Raw genomic sequence first — 19168 nt, 5'->3', positions numbered from 1 at the left:
TATTCACGACTCCGGCTTCAAGCGGTAAGTATAAAGCGTTACTTGGTTAATATTTGCCAACGATGATTTAACAGTAATTCGAATCTTTTGAAGATAAGGATTAACATCCTCGACACTATACCCCAACGGTTGATCCGAGGGCAGTATTGAGAATGAATTATATGGCGCTGACATATCACTTATGGAATTACTAACAAATGTATAATCCGGATTGATTAGAGCTGCCTCGATCGCTCCCTGTGCGTAATAAGTCAATTGTTGCTGAACATCTATTTGGACAGTATATTTGTACGCAGCAAAGTTTGATCGCAGTATATATGTCACACAAATCATTAACAAAGTAATAGCTAGTACCACCTCTAGTATCGTCATGCCATTATCTCTATTATACTTGCTGATATACATTAATAACACCTGCCCATTCCAGTCGTTCCTATTTTAGAAGTTTTTTAATGAACAGCTAAAACAATTTCATTATGGCCAAATCAGCGATGCATTGCCTAACGTTTTAGAGAAGTTAACCCCTATCGTTTCACCGCCTCCTACGATTGCCAATCCTAATCGACTGTCTAACGAAGAATCAGGTAAGTGCACAAAGCCCCGGTAGTCAAAGTAGATATAGTTTGTTGTAATTCCGTTTAAAGGACTATTGTAAACATTAGTAGTGGTACCCCCCGATTGAATTCCTATGTCAAGAGGGATACTGCAAAATTCAGTTAAAGGTGATATTATTTGGAGTACCACTACCCTTTTGTCAGATGTAATCCCTACGCCATAGTTTTCCCGATGGTCAATAGCTAATTGTTTAGCGTAATCCGCATACCCTAATACCTTAAGGGCGGAGCTTTCTAAACGATAGTGTTTCATTAAAACTGAATATTTTGGTGCTGTAACTACCACTAAAATTGCAATAACCGCTAAAACCAAAGCTACTTCGATTAAGGTAAATCCAGCATTTTTATGATTCCGTTTCCTTAACTCGTTTTGACTAGTATTAGTTGGATAGAGCAAACCTATATTTTCAAGTTCCATACTTCATCCAGTCCTAGTTATTTTATTGTGGTAGACATATTAAAGATCGGCACCGCAATGGAAACAATAATCAATGCAGCAAAACCTCCGATAATAAGTGTGAACACTGGTTCGACTAAACTTACCAGCCTTGAAATACCTAAATCGACCCTTTTATCATAACTATTCGCTACTTCAATCATCAATTCCTCCAATCTTCCCGTTTCTTCGCCAATTAACATCATTTGGATAAGCAGGGCGTCGAAGAAAGGTTCTTGACCGAAAGCACCCGCTATCGATTCCCCTTTAATGACTTTATCTCTAATACGTCCCATAGCTTGTTTAGTTACTTCATTGTCTACGATTTTCTCGAGCGAGAATAAAATTTGAACAATTGGTACAGCAGAATGAAGAAAAAGAGCCAAAGAACGAGAGATGCGAGCAATAACAACATCCTTCATATTTCTACCTAAGATTGGAATGCCAAGTAAAAACTGATGCCAAAACAACCTGTAGCGCGGAATTTTAATTAACCGATAGAAAGCTACGCCCATTCCCCCAAAAGACAAAACAAGTAGCCAACCTCTAGTTCTTATAAAATCGGATAGATTAATTACCACTTGAGTTATTACTGGCAATTGTTGTCCATTACTGGTGATGAGGTCAGTTAATTGAGGTAAAATAAAGCCCAAGAAAAAAATAACTAAGGCTATTAAAACGCCTACTAGAATAATCGGGTAGATAGCAGCACTCACTATTTTCTTACGAATAAAGTTCTCCCGTTCATAATATTCAGCCATGCTAGTCAGTACTAAATCTAGATTGCCACTTTCCTCTCCTACAGAGATAAGGTTCACCAGCAGTTCCGGTAAGGCCCCCTCCGTTTCCTTCATAGCTTCAGATAAGGAGCTTCCTTCGCTCACACTATTGAAAACCGTCTCAATCACGGGTCTCAGACGCTTGTCCTCTATTGAAGATTGCAAGATAATGTTTAGACCCTTTGCTATATTGGTCCCCGAGCGAATCATCATCGCAAGTTGACTGCATAATGAAGCAATGGCTGCATACTTAATCTTATTCTGAACCACCGAATTAAGCCGCTGAGTCCAGTTAGACACTTTAGACAGGCTAATGAGTTGCCAATGATTATCAAATACCACTCGGCGAGCAGCTTCATAGTTATGCGCTTCAAGCGTTCCTTCAATTAATTTAAATTGTTCATCGATAACTTTATATCGAAAACGCATTGATGTTCCCCTCTACTGATTATGCTAAATTCAAGTCCTTCGATTTAGTTTATCACATTATTCATTTGCATAGGTAACCCTTAGTAGTTCCTCTATTGTTGTAGTGCCTTGCAATACCAGTTCTATGGCCGCTTGCTTTAGCGAAGCCATACCCTGTTCAACCGCAAACTCACGGAACTTGTCTGTGGTTACCTTAGAATCAATCAAACTCCGATGGCCACTTGTAATAGGCATAATTTCAAAAATTGCAATTCGTCCGCGATAGCCTGTATCGTGGCAGGCCGGGCATTTTTTACCCTTTTTTAAAGTCAAAGCTTGGTCATCATCTAATCCCAAAAGATGAATTTCGTTCGTACTAGCCTGATACTCACTCACACATACAGGACATATTCTGCGCATTAGCCGTTGAGCAATAATTCCCACCAGTGAAGCAGAAATAAGAAAGGGTTCAATGCCCATATCCATCAACCGATTAATGGCACTTGCAGCATCATTAGTGTGAATTGTCGAAAGTACTAGTTGTCCAGTAAGCGCTGCCCTCATTGAAATCTCTGCTGTTTCGGCATCTCTCATTTCCCCGACCATGATGATATCTGGATCTTGCCGGAGTAAGGAACGCAGTCCGGTGGCGAAGGTTAGCCCAGCTTTAGGATTCACTTGAGTTTGGTTAATACCCTTAAAATTGAACTCCACTGGATCTTCCAAGGTGACAATATTTTTTTCCGGGGTATTTAAGGCATTTATTGCAGTGTAAAGAGTCGTTGTCTTACCGCTTCCGGTCGGACCTGTGACAAGAACTATTCCATAGGGCTTCTTAATAAGTTCATCGAAGGCGTGGGCATCTCGTTCGTTTAAGCCGAGCGCCTCCTTCTTTAGAACAACCCCTGATTTATCGAGGATACGCATAACCACTTTTTCTCCATACATGGTCGGAGTCGTGGATACCCGTAGATCTATCGGTCTTCCTCCAACTAGGAAGGAGATACGCCCATCCTGAGGAAGACGCTTTTCGGCAATATTCAAGTCCGCCATAATCTTTATTCGACTGACTATAGGTCCAGCCATCGCTATCGGGGTCCGCATAACCTCTCTTAAAACTCCATCGATCCGAAAGCGCACCCTTAATTCCTCTTCGATAGGTTCAATATGAACGTCACTTGCTTTATTATTAACCGACGTCTCAATAATATTGTTAAGGAACTTAACGACCGGATTAGCTTCTTCCTCAGCTGCGTCTGTAAGCATACTGGCCGCCTGAGCGGCAGCAGCCACCGGGGCCAAACCCGTTTGTTGCACATACTGGCGAGCAGCCTTTTCTGCCTCACCCCGTCCGTACCATTGATCTAACACCCGCAGGATGTCCGATTTCTTTGCTAAACACGGCTTGACCATTAACCCCGAGGCCAAACGGACATCCTCCAAAGCAAAATAGTCCGTAGGATCGCTGGTCGCTAAATGGAGTTGGTTATTAGTAATCTCTACCGGTAACACTGAGTATTTGCGCAGAACCGCTTCCGGCACCGAATTCAAGATCTGCTCATGAATCGTCACCCTATCTAAATCAACCGTCGGCAACCCAAGTTGGCTTTGCATAGTACGCAAAATATCATCTTCGGTAACCAGTCCCCGTTTGATGAAAACCTCGCCTAAACGAAGGCCAAGGCTCTTTTGCAACACCAGAGCTTCCTGAAGTTGGTCAGGAGTAATAACACCGCCTGCTATTAAAATTTCACCGAGACGTTTGCGTTCTTGGCGTAGGGCCATTGGTTTTCCTCCTTTTTCCTCTACCTCAGGATATAAGAAAAGGGTGTTTTGGAAAACACCCTTTGTTAAGTGATCATATTCTCTGGCAAATAGATAATTTATGGATTTACCTTCAATGCTGAATCTACCACATTCCCTTTATCATCATAGCCAATTATTTGAATTCCATTGGTAGCGGGAGAAGAAACTACTACAACGACTGTACCAGCCCCTGCTGTATAAGGAGTAGCAGTAGGGGCTGCCGATAAGATTTGAAGAGCATCAGTTTTGGCCACTGTTCCTGTGATCGCGGGAGTTTGAGCAACTCCACTTGAATTAGTTTGTGTAAGCAATGTACTAGCAGCAACGATATCAGTAGAATGTGTAGTTAATCCACTCAAAGGATTTTTCAATGCATTATCCCCGCTAAATTGGGCAGAAATTGCGGTAGTTATTGCAGCATCACTCAAATTCTTATTTATCCACTTATCCATTCCACTAACGACATAAGCCTGAACTGATACTGCATTGGTTTGTACTCCAGTAATCTTAGCTCCAGTCTTAAGTCCTGTCATCTTCGGCATCAACACAACCGCTAAAATTCCAATTACCGCAATAACAATCATAAGTTCAATTAGGGTGAAACCTTCATCTTTTCTCCGCATGATCATTTCCTTCAACTCATTCATCCCCTTATTTTGTGAACTTATTCCCATGAGTCCTAGTACTTTGGGACTATCATCCTATTGACTATTTTCTTTATACACATATTATCGGTTTTATTACTGTTCGTCAATAGGGTGAAAGTTTCAAATCGTTTATTCATAATATAATACGGTTTTAGATATTCCGACTCTGCCGAGGACCACCCCCTAAGGATTTGATAAAAGTTTTTGTCTATTAAAAGTTGATGAATTTACAAAGCTTTCTCATAATAATCTTTTGGCAACATAGCAGCAAAAAAATGGTGTTCAAGTATAACAATCGCAACTTAATTCTATTTATCGACCAAGAGCATTGACTTTCCTTTCGTATTATTTTTCTTATAAAAGCAGGGTTTTAATCAATATTTCGAGAAATAGTTGGCAAAGGAGGACGAGTATTTGATTACAAAGAAACACTTCATTTTAAGCTTTTTTCTTATTAGTATCCTTGTCTTAATATACGCACCTAAGGCTAGTGCATCTACATCTACAGAACGAATTGCAGGTTATGATCGATATCAAACTGCCGTTGCCGCTAGCCAAAGTGGCTGGCCTGAAGGAGCAAGTACGGCCATCATAGCTTATGGTGAGGATTTTCCAGACGCTTTAAGTGCTGGGCCATTAGCTCATAAATATAATGCCCCGATATTATTAACAGGTGCCTCCGATCTAAATAACGACACTGCTGTCGAGTTGAAACGTCTAAAAGTCAGTAAAGTCTACATCATTGGAGGCTATGCTGTTGTTTCAAAAGATGTGGAAAATCGACTTTACTCAATGAATATTACTGTTGAGCGAATAGCTGGTCAGGATCGTTACGAAACTGCACTTAAAGTGGCTCAAAGAATTGGATTAAGTAAGGGGATTTTTGTAGCGATTGGTACGGCTTTTCCTGATGCCTTGTCCATTGGTCCCATTGCCGCAGCAAAAGAGATGCCCCTGCTTCTCGTACCTCCCAATGATCTAACGGATAGTCAAAAAATCCTTGTAGTTAGTAATAAAATTCCTGTTAGTTTTATCGTAACTGGTAACTCAGAACTAAGTGAAAAAGTGATAGCCCAATTTCCAAATTACGAAATAATTGAAGGAGCAGATCCTTACGAACGAAATACCAAATTGATCGCAAGATTTGCCGATAATCTTAATCTAGATACGGTTTATGTTGCAACAGGTGAGATTTTCGCCGATGCCCTTGCCGCTTCCGCATTAGCCCCCAAGAACAATAATCCGATTCTTTTGCTAAAGGGTGATACCCTAACGAACGCTGCACTTTCGTTCATAAGCTCTAATATTATTTCCAAGCTTTACATCATGGGAGGCAACAGTGTTATCAGTGCTTTAACTGAATCATCACTCGTAACACAGCCCCCTCATATTGCCTCAGTTGCTGATATCATTGACAGTGTCCAAGAAGGAGACCAATACGTACCGCCAAAAACCGTCACTGTAACCACAACAAACGGGTTAACAGAGGAGGTTCCGGTAACTTGGAGTATGACCTCTATTTATTCATTAAGATCAGGAGTTTATGAATTTGAAGGAAAGATTAAGAACTATAGCACAATAGTTCACCTTAGTTTGACCGTTACTCCGGTTTGGAACAAAATTACAGCTGAAACCGTTCGAAATGGATACTTCAATTTTCCACAGACCGTTGAGGTACCTATGAGTAATAATACTGTCAAGTCGCTTCCCGTTACCTGGAATATTAATCTTATTAATATCAATAATATAGGTACTTACACCTTTGAAGGAACGGTTAAAGACTTAACCCAAACCGTTACCTTAACGCTTAAAGTTTCCGAAGACAGTCAAATCTATTTCCCAGATCTCGCTCTTAAAACTGCGGTTTGCCGGACATTAGGAAAACCCACAGACGCCACAATTTATAAGAGTGATGTCCTTAATATTAGTTCGTTATATTACAACAATTCTGGGATTACAGATTTAACCGGGTTAGAGTATTTTACGAATTTGAAAACTCTTTATCTTGGCGGTAATAACCTTACATTAACAACTCCACTGATAACGCTAACTAATCTAAAATGCTTAGAGTTAAGGAACTGTGGACTTAAGGATCTTAACTCTTTAACTGGATTAACCTCCCTAACCTATCTGGACGTAGCATCGAATAATATTAATGACTTTTCTCCTTTAAGACAATTAACTAATCTTACCTCGCTGTATCTAAGTAATAATAAAACGTTAGATTACAGCCCTGTCAGGTCATATTATAAGAACCTCATTGGAAGGGATTTCCTTCTCTAACCTATGACTCCCTTGATTTTACTCTACCCGATAAATTCCCGTTCGGTTAGCCTTCCTCCGCGTCCCAACAACGCTAAACTAGTCTGCAGATAATTAAAATGGAGTTCTACTGAGAAGTAGAGCTCCATTTTAATTAAGTCTATCGCTTCTTTCCGACAAGGCGATAATATTTCAATTAATAATTCTAGTTTCTAACCCTTTCATAACCGTACCAACTTCGTCACAACAATAGACTACAACGCTTGTATAAAATGTCGCCATTTTGTAAGAGTTGTAACCTTTATCCGATGGCCAAGACTAGATTTCATGTGAATTGTCATATGACACGAATAAAAGAGAAGGAACGCGAGGTTCCTTCTCTAGAGTATCATATAAATTCTATCTCAATCGGCATCTTCTCAATTAACTTTTTCAACTCCACCCAGCAATCCTTCGTCGTTTGAATCATCACTTCGCCCAACTCTTTGTTCGTCGTTGTCACAATGCCCAGATGGCCTAAACCTTCAACGAGTTTACATAACATTTGGATCTCAGACCGATCTATGCGGGCTTTGATAACAAGGTCAGTATTTGCATATATAGAATCTACATTAAGGTTCTTCTGTACTTCCGGAAAATTCATCAGCTATGCTCCCTTAATCTCAACTATTTCTTAGTTTTATCAGATGTAAAAGTTCAAAAGATAATTCCTCTAAATTCACCCAAAAAACTCTATCTCAAACGGCATGGCCTCTATGGCCATCTTTAAATCTGGCCAACAATGCTTTGTAGTTTGGATCATAACTTCTCCTAATGCCTTGTTAGTTGTTGTCACGATGCCTAGATGACCTAAGCCCTCGACAAGCTTATCTAACATTTGCATGTCCACCCGTTCTAAGCGCGCTTTAACGATAATATCGGCATCTGAAAACAGAGAGCTTGCTTGAGGTTCCCTCTTAACCATGGAAATAGAATCCATCCACTCGTCCACCTTCAATTTCAACAGTTTAGCTTTTATCCTGCCTATTTTTTCTCGTTTTTTGCCCGTCTCAAAATGCTATACGGGAGGATCTCCTCTGGTACCGTTAGCCTGATCTTTTGTTGTGCATGACGCGCAACGTCAAGAGGTTCTCCCTCAGCATCCCACATCTCCGCAACTTCGAATGACCAAGAAATCCCATGCGGAGTTAGAACTTCCAACACTTCTCCCCGTTTAAAGTGGTTTCGCTGCTCAATCCAAGTCGTTTTTTTATCTGTAGCGTCTGCGGAATAGTTTGCAGTTACCTCGTCATCCAAACTTACCCCTACGAAATCATAATCCCGGACATAATGGGAGGACTCTAAATTATGTGACTTTGCCCCTGGCTTTCCAAAGAGGAACCCTGCCGAATAATCCCGGTGGCTGACTTTATCCATCTCTTCCAACCACCGAGGGAGTTTTGCTTGAAAAGCTTTTTCTCCTTCATCCCACAGAGTATCGATCGCTTCCCGATACACCTTGACAGTGCTTGCGACGTATTGAACGCTTTTCATTCGCCCTTCAATCTTAAAGCTATCAAGGTTGATAGGCTTTAACAGGGGCAGATGCGGCAAAAGGCATAAATCATGCGAGTTAAAGACATAGGTCCCTCGCTCATCTTCTTCAATCGGAAAAACTTCCCCTGGCCGTTTCTCCTCAACTAGGGCATATCCCCAACGACAGGGCTGAGTACATTCTCCACGGTTGGCATCCCGCCCTGTCAAATAGTTACTCAGTAAACACCGCCCAGAATAGGACATGCACATCGCTCCGTGGATAAAGATTTCCAGCCCTCCCTCCACTTTGGAACGCATATCCCGTAGTTCCTCAAGCGTCAACTCCCGAGCAAGGACGACCCTTTCTATCCCTTGCTTTAGCCAAAAACGAACCGAATACGAATTCGTGTTATTAGCCTGGGTGCTTAAATGCAGGGGCAAACCGGGAGCCACTTCCATCGCTATTGCAATAACGCCCGGATCAGAGACAATAGCACCGTCCACACCTAGCTCTTCTAGCTGTTTAAGATAAGCTGGAAGTTCCTCAAAATCCGCTTCGTGGGCGAAGATATTCACAGTGATATAAATCTTTTTCCCCAGCCCATGTGTCCATGCAACCGCCTTCTCCATTTCCTCAAAGCCAAAATTCCCAGCATATGCCCTCAGACCAAAGGCCTGACCACCCATATAAACTGCATCCGCTCCATAAGCTAACGCATATCTTAACTTTTCCCAATCTCCAGCAGGAGCCAATAACTCAGGTTTTTTCATGACAATTCCCCTAACTTTTTAACTTTCGCAAACAACTTTATACTATCACAAACCTTGCTGTTCCCCAAAGCAGAGATGGTTACTGATAAAGTTTTACGTTTTTCAAATGTTCAGCATACGTTTTGGCGAATGCATGATAGCCGTCGCTTTTCGCTACAAAGTACAACAAATCCGTTTGGGCAGGGTGCAAGGCGGCTTGCAGTGAGGCATGTCCGGGATTTGCAATCGGCCCTGGCGGCAATCCTGGGTGAAGATAGGTATTATACGGGGACGGGATCTGAAGATCCTTATCATAGAGTTTTGACTTGGGTGTGCCGAGCAGGAACTGTATTGTTGCACATGATTGAAGAGGTTGTTTTATTTTTAATCGGTTCATAAACACTGAAGCAATTAGTGGTCGATCCGATTCCATCTTCGCTTCCTTTTCAACTAGTGAACCCAAGGTTACCCACTGTGAGACGGTAAGCTTCATAGTATCGAGGTTTTTCTGAACCTCCGGTGTAAGTTCTTTCGCGAATTGTTGTAGAAACAAATTAAGGGCTGCATGGGGGCTTGTTTTTGTATCAATGGCATAGGTACTCGGAAATAAAAACCCTTCCAAACGGTGAATGCCTGGGGGTGCGTTTTTGAGGAATTCGTACGGGAACTCATCTTCCTCAACAACTTTTTCAAGCTCTGCTTTGCTTCCAATTCCCTTCTGTACCAGAAGATCGATGATTTGTTCTGTGCTGTACCCTTCTGGAATGGTCACAAGATTATTGGCCATCGGCGTCGCACCTTTAATCAAACGACTAATCATTTCATTAGGAGTCATTTGTGGAGCTAACTGATAATCGCCAGCATATAGTTTAAAATTTGCCTGCAGTGAACGTGCTAAATACTTAAACATCCACGCGCTGCGTATAAGATGACGCTGTTGTAATTCCTCGGCCAGTTGAGTTGCCGTTGTTCCAGGGGAAATGGTGATTTTTTCACTAACGCCTGTAGAAGAGTAGGGCTTTGTCGCCCAAGTCCACCAGGACATAAATCCTAAGCCCCCGACTAAGAGAACAAGAATAATCTTTATTAGCATGCCCACGGTCTTTTTTTTCCTGGACACATTCACACTCTCTCTTTCCACTACGTTTCAGAAAGTCCTCGACTCCCTACACGTAAAATACGATTAGCTGGAGCATACAAATCACGACCCAGAAACTGCTTAGTCTCATTACCATTCCCATCACGAATGACTCTCCAGGTGTTGACGACAACTCCCTTCGATCCTTTTTGTTCTTGTACAATACGACCTGCAGGTAGCTTACGATCAGTACGTTTCTCAGTCTTGTAGTTCATTATTTTTTCAACTTGACGTTCAATGCGTACGGATTTGCCCAACTTTTTGCCCCAAATCTGAAGGGTTAAAACACCAGATTTTACATTTGACCGTAGATAAAGTAAGTTTGAGGTATCATTATTAAATTTAAAGTCAATATTAGGATAATTAACGGTTGCATCTTGACCGGGTAGAACATAACTCACGGCTACCGCATGTGGCATCCGTTCCACGATTTTTAGATTGCTCAGTAATACGGCATTATATAGGGTCGATGACACCTGGCAAACGCCCCCTCCAGTGCCTTTGACATACTCCCCATTAATAATCACGTAGGCCTCTTTGTACCCTGTCTCAGGCTCGCGTGGACCCACTGTATCGTTAAAGGAAAATGTTTCTCCCGGGCGAATGACTTTTCGATCTAAGGCTTTAGCAGCCGCTGTCAAATTCGCAGATCGATTTCCTTCGCTTACAGAAAACTTAGTCGTAGACTCACCAATGACCGTATCGAACGCTAAGGTATTAATAGACTCTGTGGTGACTGATGCAGGGACCTCTACCACTGGGATGTCTAAACGTTTCGGCACATCACTAAGAGAGATTTTTTGAATGTCTCTAATCAACCGATCGATCACAACTGTACGGCCGCTCTCTGCCGGATTGATGACAAATTTATCATTTTCTATCTTATATGACGCATCTTTGGCTGGTCGAGCAATTTTTACTAATTTTTCCTGAAGTGTTTGATTAGCTTTTAATGAATCTGCTTTAAGAACGCTGGGCAATGTCTGTCCGGGAGTATTCTCTACCTCTTCCATCGTCTTCTGATGATCCACATCAATACCTAGATCTTTTAACGTAATCGGAATCTCAGTATTATTGTACAACAGTACTCGCGTTTCTTCCAGCTTGTCCTTTGCCCATTCCTCTAGTTTCAGAGACGCTTCTGGGACTACCATACCGCTTAAATCCAAATCATCGACTTTTGTTCCTTCTGGTAGAACTCCACCTGAAGCCCCACCTTCATTCGCTAACGCTTGTGGAGGAAGATGATTTGGCTCAGGAGTACGGGTAGAAGGAGTGCATCCGCTAATCACTAATATTAGAAGGAGAAATGTAAAACATTTAAAAGTTAGCATAAATGTTTGTTCGTATTGCTTCATCATCACCTTCACCTCCACTTTTATAGCGTTAGTATTTCCTTAGTAATCGAGGTTTATCGCCAGATATTTTTAACTTGTAATCAAATTTGCTGGATAAAAAAACGTATACGTGCAAAAAGAAGAACTCGTTGAGTTGACCTCAACGAGTTCTTCTTAATTACCCATCCATAAATGTCAGGGTATTCTTATTCTTCTTCAGATTCTACTAAGTTCTCCCAAGCGTCAGCTACTTTTTCCCACTCTTCATCGTCTTCGATGTCAAGCAGCATTTCGCCTCCCTCAGCATCTTTACCTAGCTTAAGGATAATAGCCTCATCGGCATCCTCATCTTCGGAATCGTCTTCCGAAATAGGCATCAAGACAAAGTATGTCGAGCCATCAAGTTCCAAAGTATCTAGATGAAGAAACTCGTGGTCTTTGCCCTCATCATCTGTCAGAACAACTGTGTCAAATTCTTCAGCATCATGTTCATCATGGTTGTGATCATGTGGATGTTCAGTCATATAATTCACCTCTTATCAAGAATATTGTCATTGTACTATTGTAGGTAATGATTGTCAAATAATCAACCCGGAATAGTTTTCGTCTGCCGACGATCGAGATAACCCTGCAAGATAAAAACAGCCGCCATTTTATCAATCACAAGTTTACGTTTCGCGCGCGACACATCCGCTTCCAAAAGCGTTCGCTGTGCGGCCACCGTACTTAAACGCTCATCCCATAACTCTACTGGAAGTCCGAACTCCGAACGTAAAAGCTCGGCAAACTCGTCGGTCGACTCACAACGGGGTCCCAATGTTCCATTCATATTCTTTGGATAGCCAATAACAATTTCCATAACTTCATACTCGCGAATGAGTTCACGCAACTCATCGATCTCCTTCTTGGAACGCCTAATCGTCTTAACCCCCTGGGCCGTCCAAAATAAAGAATCACTTACAGCCACACCAATTGTTTTCGACCCGAAATCTAATCCCATAATCCGCATACTGTTTCCTCCAAACCAACCTTACCTAACTTATTACGATTAATAAAGCTCAGCAGTTAGAGAAGCCTAGGCCTTCTCCACTCAAACTAGAACGGAACAATTTTCCCTTTCCCCGACCTGCACACCCTCGTTCCATTCGCCCTCGGTCTTCCTCCTACTAAGCTACACAATTTTGAGGCAAAAATGCGGACAAACTCTCCCGCAATACCCGCAAAGCACACAAGCCTTAGCATCTACCATTGCCGAGTTTTCTTCAATATATAAGGCCTTTTGCTGGCAAGCTGCTATACAACGCCCACACCCCTGGCACCAATCAGCTATATATAATTTCCGTTCTCTGTGTTTAACTCTTCCCCGCAAGTCTTCGGGAATCTCCTTTCCAGACAGCAAAAGAAGATTGTAATCCACTTCGTCCTGGCTAGACATTCCTAAGGCCAAAGCCCCTACACCCGGAACATTCCTGACAAAAGTCAAAGCCTTCTCTGGGTCATGAGCTAAATGCCCACCCCCAAAAACCTTCATTGCATAAATCCCAATTCCCAATTCTGTGGCAAAGGAAATGGCTTCGAGCATATCCTCTAAAGTTCCATCGATAATCCCTAATCCTTGATAATTTAAGATAGGATGGATCACATCTAGCCCTGGTTGGAGTGCTCCAGCACGAACCCCCGCAGCAGCATGCGTCGAGATGCCAATCCAGCGCACAATACCCTTTTCCTTGGCCCGCAAAAGCTCTTCCCAAGCCCCTGCATGGCCACTTAGTGTTAAGGCACTTTCCTGTTCGTGAAGTAGGAAAAAATCAAGAGTCTCTCGATTAAGGGCAGATCGAGCCTTTTCTAGACTTTGGCGCATTTCTTCAGCGGTAACAGAGTAAGATTTGCTAACCAAACGAACGTCCGGATGATCCTTAATCGCTTGAGAAATTTGCGAGTAGTTATCATAAATTTCCGCAGTGTCAATCCAATTGACCCCTTGGTCGAGGGCATACCGCAGAACAGAAACCCCATCGGCTTCAGTTACACGCCCTTGTAATGGGGATATGGCTAAACTTCCAAAACAAACTTCTGAAACTTCAGGCCCCCATAAGCCAAGTTTAACCTGCCGCATACCTATTCTCCTTCCAAGGTTCGAAGTCCGAGCCTAAAAATATTATGTATCAAAATATCGCATATCACTCTTCGTTCATTTATCCTCACGATAATTCCAATTAAACTTACAGATGGAATTCTGTCAACTCACTAAGTCAGTTTCACATATCCAAAAAAGGCGAAACCCTCACCGCATGCCAGTGAGGGTTATAATATTGCACCCTTATTTCGCTTGTAGATAGTTCCGAACCAGTTCTTCGATCAGCTCAAAGCGTTCAAATTTACGAATCATCGCCCGCGCTTGATTGTGGCTGGTGATATATACGGGGTCGCCGGACATGAGATAACCCACCATCTGATTAATAGGGTCATAGCCTTTTTCCTGTAAAGCTGCATACACCTTCTGTAAAACATCGTGAGCAGAAACGTCTTCTTCTCCTACTGCCTTAAACATCATGGTTTCTTCCATGCGATCCATTTTCCTGTCCCCCTTCTGCCATCCACTTACATAGGCTTGATTAATGATATTATTCTTTATATCCCAGGAGTTTTCCTCTATTTTTTAAGAAATCCACGAAGAATGGTTGGGACACGATCAATAGCCTCTCCCAATTTGCTGGGATCTTTCCCGCCAGCTTGGGCCATATCCGGTCGACCGCCACCACCACCACCCGTTATTTTAGCCACTTCTTTTATAATCTGTCCGGCATGAAGTCCATTTAAACCCGTTGGACTGACAGCCGTTACGAAGTTGACCTTTCCTTCGCTCACTGCCCCCAAGACAATGACTCCGGATTTAATCTTCACCCTTAAAAGATCTGCCATTTGACGAAGGCCTTCCATATCAGCGGCATGCACTTGGGCTGCGATTACCTGAATTCCGTCGATCTCCACGACACGTTTTAGCAATCCCTCGACTTCATTCTTACCGAGTTTTGCCTGAAGTTGGCCTATTTCCCGTTCGAGGTCTTTCACTTGGGCCATCAACCCATTCACACGCTTACCCACATCTAAAGGTTGTGATTTAAGCATTTGGGCGACCTCCATCACCTGGTCATCAAGGGTGCGGAGATAAGCCAATGCTTCTAATCCGGCAACTGCTTCAATTCGGCGTAAGCCAGCCCCAATCCCACCCTCGCTGAGGATTTTAACCAACCCAATTTCTCCAGTGTCTTTGACATGGGTACCGCCACACAATTCTTGACTGAATGTTCCCATACGGACGACCCGTACAGTCTCTCCATATTTCTCACCAAAAAGTGCTGTAGCACCGCTGAGTTTGGCCTCATTTAACGACATTTCCGTTACTTGTATCGGCATATTCTTTAGCACAGCTTCGTTGATAAGACCCTCGACCGCTCTAAGTCCATCCGGCGTTAGCGGAGAAAAATGGGTGAAGTCAAAACGCAAGCGTTCTGGTGTCACCAAAGACCCTGCTTGCTGAACATGTTCCCCAAGTACAGAACGAAGAGCCGCCTGTAGAAGGTGAGTCGCACTATGATGACGAGTCGTTGCCTGACGGTCAGCGTTACTGATTTCTGCTTCCACCATTTCCCCGACATGGAATACCCCGGTCGTAACTTGAACACGGTGATAAAGGGTTCCCGTCACCCCTTTTTTCACTTCCAACACTCGTGCCTCTGCACGGGGCGTTTTGAGCACTCCCACATCTGAAACTTGACCTCCACTTTCAGCATAAAACGGAGTCTCAGAAAGGAAGACTATCACCTCTTCACCCTCACCCGCATCCTGAATCTCCGAACCATCCACAAACAGTCCTTCAATTCGAGCTGTTGCCGAGACCCGCTCATATCCCACAAAAGGTGTCACTCCTAGACTTTTTGCCTTTCCGATCAGTTCTGGGCTTTCAACCGTAGCACGCATTTGTTGAGAATGTTCTTTCGCCCGAAGACGGTGCTCTTCGGCCGCCGTTTGGAAAGACTCCATATCGACAGATAGCCCTTGTTCTTCAAGCATTTCTTCCGTCAGCTCTACAGGAAAGCCGTAAGTTTCATAGAGATAAAAAGCATCCGTTCCACTTAGAACCTTAACGCCTTGTTTTTGAAGTTCCTTAACTTTTTCCTGCAAAAGCTGTGTTCCTTGTTCAAGAGTTGCTTGGAAATTCTTTTCTTCCAAACTCAAGTGATTCAAAATGAAATTCTCATTTTCCTTAAGTTCCGGATAGGCATGGGCATAGTCCCTTTGAATAATCCGAAAGACGGATTCTAAGAATGGCTTGTCAATCCCCAAAAGTTTAGCATAACGGACAGCGCGGCGTAGAATCCGGCGAAGGACATATCCTCTACCTTCATTATTGGGACGAATTCCGTCTGCCAACATAAACGATACCGCCCGGACATGATCTGCCACCACTTTTAGTGCCAAATCACTTTTGGGGCTATCTTTATAGTTGATTCCTCCGAGTCCTGCCACATGATCAATAACAGGACGGAATAAATCGGTATCGAAATTAGTCTCCACCCCTTGCATAACCGAGGCAATTCGCTCTAAACCCATACCTGTATCAATGTTTTGCTTTGGCAATGGGGTCAATACTCCCGCTTCATCACGATTATACTGCATGAATACTAAATTCCAGATTTCTAAGAAACGATCACATTCACAACTACCCGCGCCACAGCCTGGCTCACCACACCCTCTAGCTTCTCCGAGATCAACATAAATCTCTGAACACGGACCACATGGACCAGTCGGACCAGCTGCCCAAAAATTTTCTGGGTCCCCTATAATACGCTCCGGTTTGACGCCGGCTTTCTCAATCCATAGGTTTTTCGCATCCACATCTTCTGGGTAAATCGTCACCCAGAGTTTTTCCTCAGGGATTTTTAAAACCTCTGTAATATACTCCCATGCCCAGGGAATCACTTCAGACTTAAAATAATCCCCAAACGAAAAGTTTCCCAACATTTCAAAATATGTATGGTGACGAGCCGTCTTCCCCACTACTTCAAGGTCAGGAGTTCGAACACATTTTTGCGCGGTCGTTGCTCGCGGAAAGGGAGGTTCAACCCGGCGCTGAAAATAAGGTTTGAAGGGGACCATACCCGCAACCGTTAATAAAAGAGTCGGATCATCTTTGGGAATAAGCGAAGCACTTGGCAAAATCTTGTGCCCTTTTGCCTCGAAATACTTAAGAAACATGTCCCTCAACTGATTGCCTGTATACATGCGAACACTCCTTTAATAGTATTAAAAAAAATAATCTCACCCTACATTAATTGTCAGGGACGAGATTTCTTGAGTACCACCCTGCATATCTAAAGGGCTAAAAAAACGTTTAATCAAAAACTCCGCCCAACCCCCAACCTCATTAGGGGTGTATGAGGGAGCTACTATCCTAGTCTAAGTTCTATGTTTATAAAGTATATACAGGGAATGTCTTCTTTGTCAACCGTATTACACCTTGGACGAAACTAACCTGAAATATATATGATTGAAAACAACTCGGATCACAGCAGCTAAAGGAACAGCCAAAAACATACCCCAAAATCCGGCAATTTCACCACATGCTAATAGGGCAAACACAACCCATAACGGATGCAGCCCCACACTTTCCCCCATGAGCTTGGGCGAGATGATATTTCCTTCCAGCTGTTGCACGATTAAAATGATCAAGGCGACCTTCAATGCCATAACTGGGGACTTCGTTAATGCTAGCAAAACTGCAGGCACTGCACCAATCACTGGGCCAAAGTACGGAATAAGGTCAAATACCCCGCAGATCAAACCAATCAGCAGAGCATACTCCATACCCACCAACTTTACGCCAATCCCGATCAGTGCCCCTACAATTACTGCAACTACTAAATCTCCACGTACAAATTGCCGGATCACATGGTTAACGTCTTGCCACAATCGTCGCCATTCCATCCGCCAGCGTTGGGGGATAATTCGAAAAAATCCATTCCCTAACCCTTTCCAATCGGCTAAAAAATAAATAGCAATCACAGGAGACAATATGTAAAGGGAGACTGAAGACAATGCCTTTGGTAAACTTTCTAAAAACAGATTAAGTTGCTCTGCGACAATCACTTCGCCCTGCCCTAAATGTTGATCAACGACCAGCGCAACACGGCTTGGCAAACCAGTAGCCTTAAACTGCTCGCGGAATCCCTCAATCCTTTCGGTGACAGACTGAATCGTATTCGGTAAAATTACCGCTAATTTGCTAAGTTCATTATAGATTATTGGAAGAACAAGAAAAACTGTGGTAGCCAGTATTGCAATAATCAAGATAAAAATTATCGCGATTGACCGATTCCGACTAATCCCATGTCGCTCCAATACTTCAACCAAGGGGTCCAAAAGATAGGCCAGTACAAAAGCAAGGAAAAAAGGGCCTAAAATCGTTCTCACTTTAAATAGAAGAAGCATTCCTAGGAGCAGACAAATTCCCACGAAAATCCATTTCCAATTTTTATGGTTCATCGTATCACCTTCCCGAGATTCCTAGTGTTAATGCGACGGATACTATTTGTTTGATCATCAAGAAAAGCGCGCAAGGCGCGCTTTTCTTGATGATCAATATTAAAGCATTCCGTTAATGTCATCCCTTACAAAGGAATACCACCTTTAACAAGTAACAAAATTTGAAAAAGGAAATTACTCCAGAGCAGCACAGGAAACACCTTCATCAAAGGTTGGCTCATCCCAAGCAACCAAAGAACCATCTTCTGCTAAATCATAAATAACAACTTTGTCAGTTTGAGTCGCGAATTCAACACAACAATCCCAACAATAGAATTGTTCCACTCCTACCTTACCAGTAGAACGACCTGAACATACTGGACAATTCATGATAGTAAACCCCCTTCATCTGTTTGATCCAAGGGGGATACTTGGTTATCAACAATTAAAATATCTTGCCCATCGATAATGACACGTGGTCTAAGTATAGTTCCCCGTCCGTGTAGAAGGTCAGCAAAGAGCCCGTCAGAAACCTCGAATCCTACCATTTTCTCAACAGAGTCATCGAGAAAAACATCCTTAATCGTGCCTCTAGCGTCTCCACCTTGGGTATAAACTTCATTCCCCACTTTATCAGACCATCTTGTCCCCTTAAGTTCTTCGACCGTTTTTTCATGAACGGTTATCGCATCCTTGCCAACCGTTGCCACGGCTTTTCGAGGAATTCCTTTAGTCGACTGGAAGAAATGTCCGCCTTCTAAGAGAATCCCAACAACCTCATCTTTGTCATTGTCCAGAACCAAATCCTGTACCCAACCAATCGAGTTTCCGCTTTTCAGATCCAAAACAGGTAATCCTACAATCTCTCGTGTGCGTCGCATTTCGTCTTCCACCTCGCTAAAAAAGAATTCTAACTATACTCTGCCCGACTACTCCAAAATTCATTCATGG

At 42.8% G+C, this 19168-nt stretch carries 19 protein-coding genes; 1 reads left to right on the top strand and 18 read right to left on the bottom strand.

Translation table 11 applies throughout. The features are described 5' to 3' along the window. Window positions 1-3: 3 nt before the first annotated feature. The 5 genes from E4K68_RS00325 to E4K68_RS21300 form a co-directional block, all read right to left on the bottom strand. Entirely contained in the window at window positions 4-405 is a 402-nt protein-coding gene (locus E4K68_RS00325) for a hypothetical protein (RefSeq protein WP_135376771.1), read from the bottom strand. Between the two features lie 69 nt (window positions 406-474). Continuing rightward, a complete protein-coding gene (locus E4K68_RS00320; protein ID WP_135376770.1) occupies window positions 475-1032 on the bottom strand; it encodes a prepilin-type N-terminal cleavage/methylation domain-containing protein in 558 nt (185 codons plus the stop codon). Window positions 1033-1049: 17 nt separating this feature from the next. Next, window positions 1050-2258, bottom strand: coding sequence for a type II secretion system F family protein (locus E4K68_RS00315; RefSeq protein WP_135376769.1), 1209 nt, complete (start codon window positions 2256-2258; stop codon window positions 1050-1052). Between the two features lie 57 nt (window positions 2259-2315). Beyond that, window positions 2316-4022, bottom strand: a complete 1707-nt coding sequence (locus E4K68_RS00310) for an ATPase, T2SS/T4P/T4SS family (RefSeq protein WP_135376768.1) — start codon at window positions 4020-4022, stop codon at window positions 2316-2318. 98 nt (window positions 4023-4120) lie between these two features. Next, a complete protein-coding gene (locus tag E4K68_RS21300; protein WP_135377213.1) occupies window positions 4121-4672 on the bottom strand; it encodes a type II secretion system protein in 552 nt (183 codons plus the stop codon). A 432-nt stretch (window positions 4673-5104) separates the two neighbouring features. Here E4K68_RS21300 and E4K68_RS00300 point away from each other — a divergent pair, with 432 nt between their 5' ends. Further along, a complete protein-coding gene (locus E4K68_RS00300) occupies window positions 5105-6973 on the top strand; it encodes a cell wall-binding repeat-containing protein (RefSeq protein ID WP_135376767.1) in 1869 nt (622 codons plus the stop codon). Window positions 6974-7340: 367 nt separating this feature from the next. Here E4K68_RS00300 and E4K68_RS00295 read toward each other — a convergent pair whose 3' ends face one another. The 13 genes from E4K68_RS00295 to E4K68_RS00235 all read right to left on the bottom strand — a co-directional run bounded on the left by E4K68_RS00295 (window position 7341) and on the right by E4K68_RS00235 (window position 19098). Continuing rightward, on the bottom strand, window positions 7341-7595 hold the full coding sequence (locus tag E4K68_RS00295) for a DUF4911 domain-containing protein (RefSeq protein ID WP_135376766.1): 255 nt from the start codon (window positions 7593-7595) through the stop codon (window positions 7341-7343). A 75-nt stretch (window positions 7596-7670) separates the two neighbouring features. Beyond that, the gene (locus tag E4K68_RS00290; RefSeq protein WP_135376765.1) at window positions 7671-7931 is read right to left on the bottom strand and encodes a DUF4911 domain-containing protein; all 261 of its coding nucleotides are present in this window, start codon (window positions 7929-7931) and stop codon (window positions 7671-7673) included. Window positions 7932-7975: 44 nt separating this feature from the next. Further along, window positions 7976-9238 (bottom strand): U32 family peptidase, encoded by a 1263-nt coding sequence (locus tag E4K68_RS00285; RefSeq protein ID WP_135376764.1) that lies wholly within the window; start codon window positions 9236-9238, stop codon window positions 7976-7978. A gap of 79 nt (window positions 9239-9317) precedes the next feature. Then, window positions 9318-10337 (bottom strand): endolytic transglycosylase MltG, encoded by a 1020-nt coding sequence (gene mltG, locus E4K68_RS00280; RefSeq protein WP_243450192.1) that lies wholly within the window; start codon window positions 10335-10337, stop codon window positions 9318-9320. A gap of 20 nt (window positions 10338-10357) precedes the next feature. After that, window positions 10358-11713, bottom strand: a complete 1356-nt coding sequence (locus tag E4K68_RS00275; RefSeq protein ID WP_135377211.1) for a VanW family protein — start codon at window positions 11711-11713, stop codon at window positions 10358-10360. 185 nt (window positions 11714-11898) lie between these two features. Beyond that, entirely contained in the window at window positions 11899-12216 is a 318-nt protein-coding gene (locus tag E4K68_RS00270; protein ID WP_135376763.1) for a DUF1292 domain-containing protein, read from the bottom strand. A 62-nt stretch (window positions 12217-12278) separates the two neighbouring features. Beyond that, window positions 12279-12701: a Holliday junction resolvase RuvX gene (gene ruvX, locus E4K68_RS00265; protein WP_135376762.1), complete on the bottom strand. Its 423-nt coding sequence runs from the start codon at window positions 12699-12701 to the stop codon at window positions 12279-12281. Between the two features lie 162 nt (window positions 12702-12863). Continuing rightward, the gene (locus E4K68_RS00260) at window positions 12864-13808 is read right to left on the bottom strand and encodes an aldo/keto reductase (protein WP_135376761.1); all 945 of its coding nucleotides are present in this window, start codon (window positions 13806-13808) and stop codon (window positions 12864-12866) included. A gap of 204 nt (window positions 13809-14012) precedes the next feature. Continuing rightward, window positions 14013-14267 carry an IreB family regulatory phosphoprotein gene (locus E4K68_RS00255; RefSeq protein ID WP_135376760.1) on the bottom strand — a complete coding sequence of 85 codons (255 nt, stop codon included), beginning with the start codon at window positions 14265-14267 and terminating at the stop codon, window positions 14013-14015. Between the two features lie 77 nt (window positions 14268-14344). After that, the gene (alaS, locus tag E4K68_RS00250) at window positions 14345-16978 is read right to left on the bottom strand and encodes an alanine--tRNA ligase (protein ID WP_135376759.1); all 2634 of its coding nucleotides are present in this window, start codon (window positions 16976-16978) and stop codon (window positions 14345-14347) included. 228 nt (window positions 16979-17206) lie between these two features. Next, the gene (locus tag E4K68_RS00245) at window positions 17207-18238 is read right to left on the bottom strand and encodes an AI-2E family transporter (protein WP_135376758.1); all 1032 of its coding nucleotides are present in this window, start codon (window positions 18236-18238) and stop codon (window positions 17207-17209) included. Window positions 18239-18412: 174 nt separating this feature from the next. Beyond that, a complete protein-coding gene (locus E4K68_RS00240) occupies window positions 18413-18607 on the bottom strand; it encodes a hypothetical protein (RefSeq protein ID WP_135376757.1) in 195 nt (64 codons plus the stop codon). Next, window positions 18604-19098 carry a PRC-barrel domain-containing protein gene (locus E4K68_RS00235; protein ID WP_135376756.1) on the bottom strand — a complete coding sequence of 165 codons (495 nt, stop codon included), beginning with the start codon at window positions 19096-19098 and terminating at the stop codon, window positions 18604-18606. The genes E4K68_RS00240 and E4K68_RS00235 overlap by 4 nt, the downstream gene beginning before the upstream one ends. Window positions 19099-19168 lie beyond the last annotated feature (70 nt).

The organism is Desulfosporosinus sp. Sb-LF, assembly GCF_004766055.1.
Taxonomy (GTDB): domain Bacteria; phylum Bacillota; class Desulfitobacteriia; order Desulfitobacteriales; family Desulfitobacteriaceae; genus Desulfosporosinus.
This window is presented reverse-complemented; position numbering and strand designations above follow the sequence as displayed.

Excerpts from the sequence above, each read along its gene's own strand:
- E4K68_RS00325 (WP_135376771.1), bottom strand. The coding sequence starts at position 405 with ATGTATATCAGCAAGTATAATAGAGATAATGGCATGACGATACTAGAG.
- E4K68_RS00320 (WP_135376770.1), bottom strand. The coding sequence starts at position 1,032 with ATGGAACTTGAAAATATAGGTTTGCTCTATCCAACTAATACTAGTCAA.
- E4K68_RS00315 (WP_135376769.1), bottom strand. The coding sequence starts at position 2,258 with ATGCGTTTTCGATATAAAGTTATCGATGAACAATTTAAATTAATTGAA.
- E4K68_RS00310 (WP_135376768.1), bottom strand. The coding sequence starts at position 4,022 with ATGGCCCTACGCCAAGAACGCAAACGTCTCGGTGAAATTTTAATAGCA.
- E4K68_RS21300 (WP_135377213.1), bottom strand. The coding sequence starts at position 4,672 with ATGATCATGCGGAGAAAAGATGAAGGTTTCACCCTAATTGAACTTATG.
- E4K68_RS00295 (WP_135376766.1), bottom strand. The coding sequence starts at position 7,595 with ATGAATTTTCCGGAAGTACAGAAGAACCTTAATGTAGATTCTATATAT.
- E4K68_RS00290 (WP_135376765.1), bottom strand. The coding sequence starts at position 7,931 with ATGGATTCTATTTCCATGGTTAAGAGGGAACCTCAAGCAAGCTCTCTG.
- E4K68_RS00285 (WP_135376764.1), bottom strand. The coding sequence starts at position 9,238 with ATGAAAAAACCTGAGTTATTGGCTCCTGCTGGAGATTGGGAAAAGTTA.
- E4K68_RS00275 (WP_135377211.1), bottom strand. The coding sequence starts at position 11,713 with ATGAAGCAATACGAACAAACATTTATGCTAACTTTTAAATGTTTTACA.
- E4K68_RS00270 (WP_135376763.1), bottom strand. The coding sequence starts at position 12,216 with ATGACTGAACATCCACATGATCACAACCATGATGAACATGATGCTGAA.
- ruvX (WP_135376762.1), bottom strand. The coding sequence starts at position 12,701 with ATGCGGATTATGGGATTAGATTTCGGGTCGAAAACAATTGGTGTGGCT.
- E4K68_RS00260 (WP_135376761.1), bottom strand. The coding sequence starts at position 13,808 with ATGCGGCAGGTTAAACTTGGCTTATGGGGGCCTGAAGTTTCAGAAGTT.
- E4K68_RS00255 (WP_135376760.1), bottom strand. The coding sequence starts at position 14,267 with ATGGATCGCATGGAAGAAACCATGATGTTTAAGGCAGTAGGAGAAGAA.
- alaS (WP_135376759.1), bottom strand. The coding sequence starts at position 16,978 with ATGTATACAGGCAATCAGTTGAGGGACATGTTTCTTAAGTATTTCGAG.
- E4K68_RS00245 (WP_135376758.1), bottom strand. The coding sequence starts at position 18,238 with ATGAACCATAAAAATTGGAAATGGATTTTCGTGGGAATTTGTCTGCTC.
- E4K68_RS00240 (WP_135376757.1), bottom strand. The coding sequence starts at position 18,607 with ATGAATTGTCCAGTATGTTCAGGTCGTTCTACTGGTAAGGTAGGAGTG.
- E4K68_RS00235 (WP_135376756.1), bottom strand. The coding sequence starts at position 19,098 with ATGCGACGCACACGAGAGATTGTAGGATTACCTGTTTTGGATCTGAAA.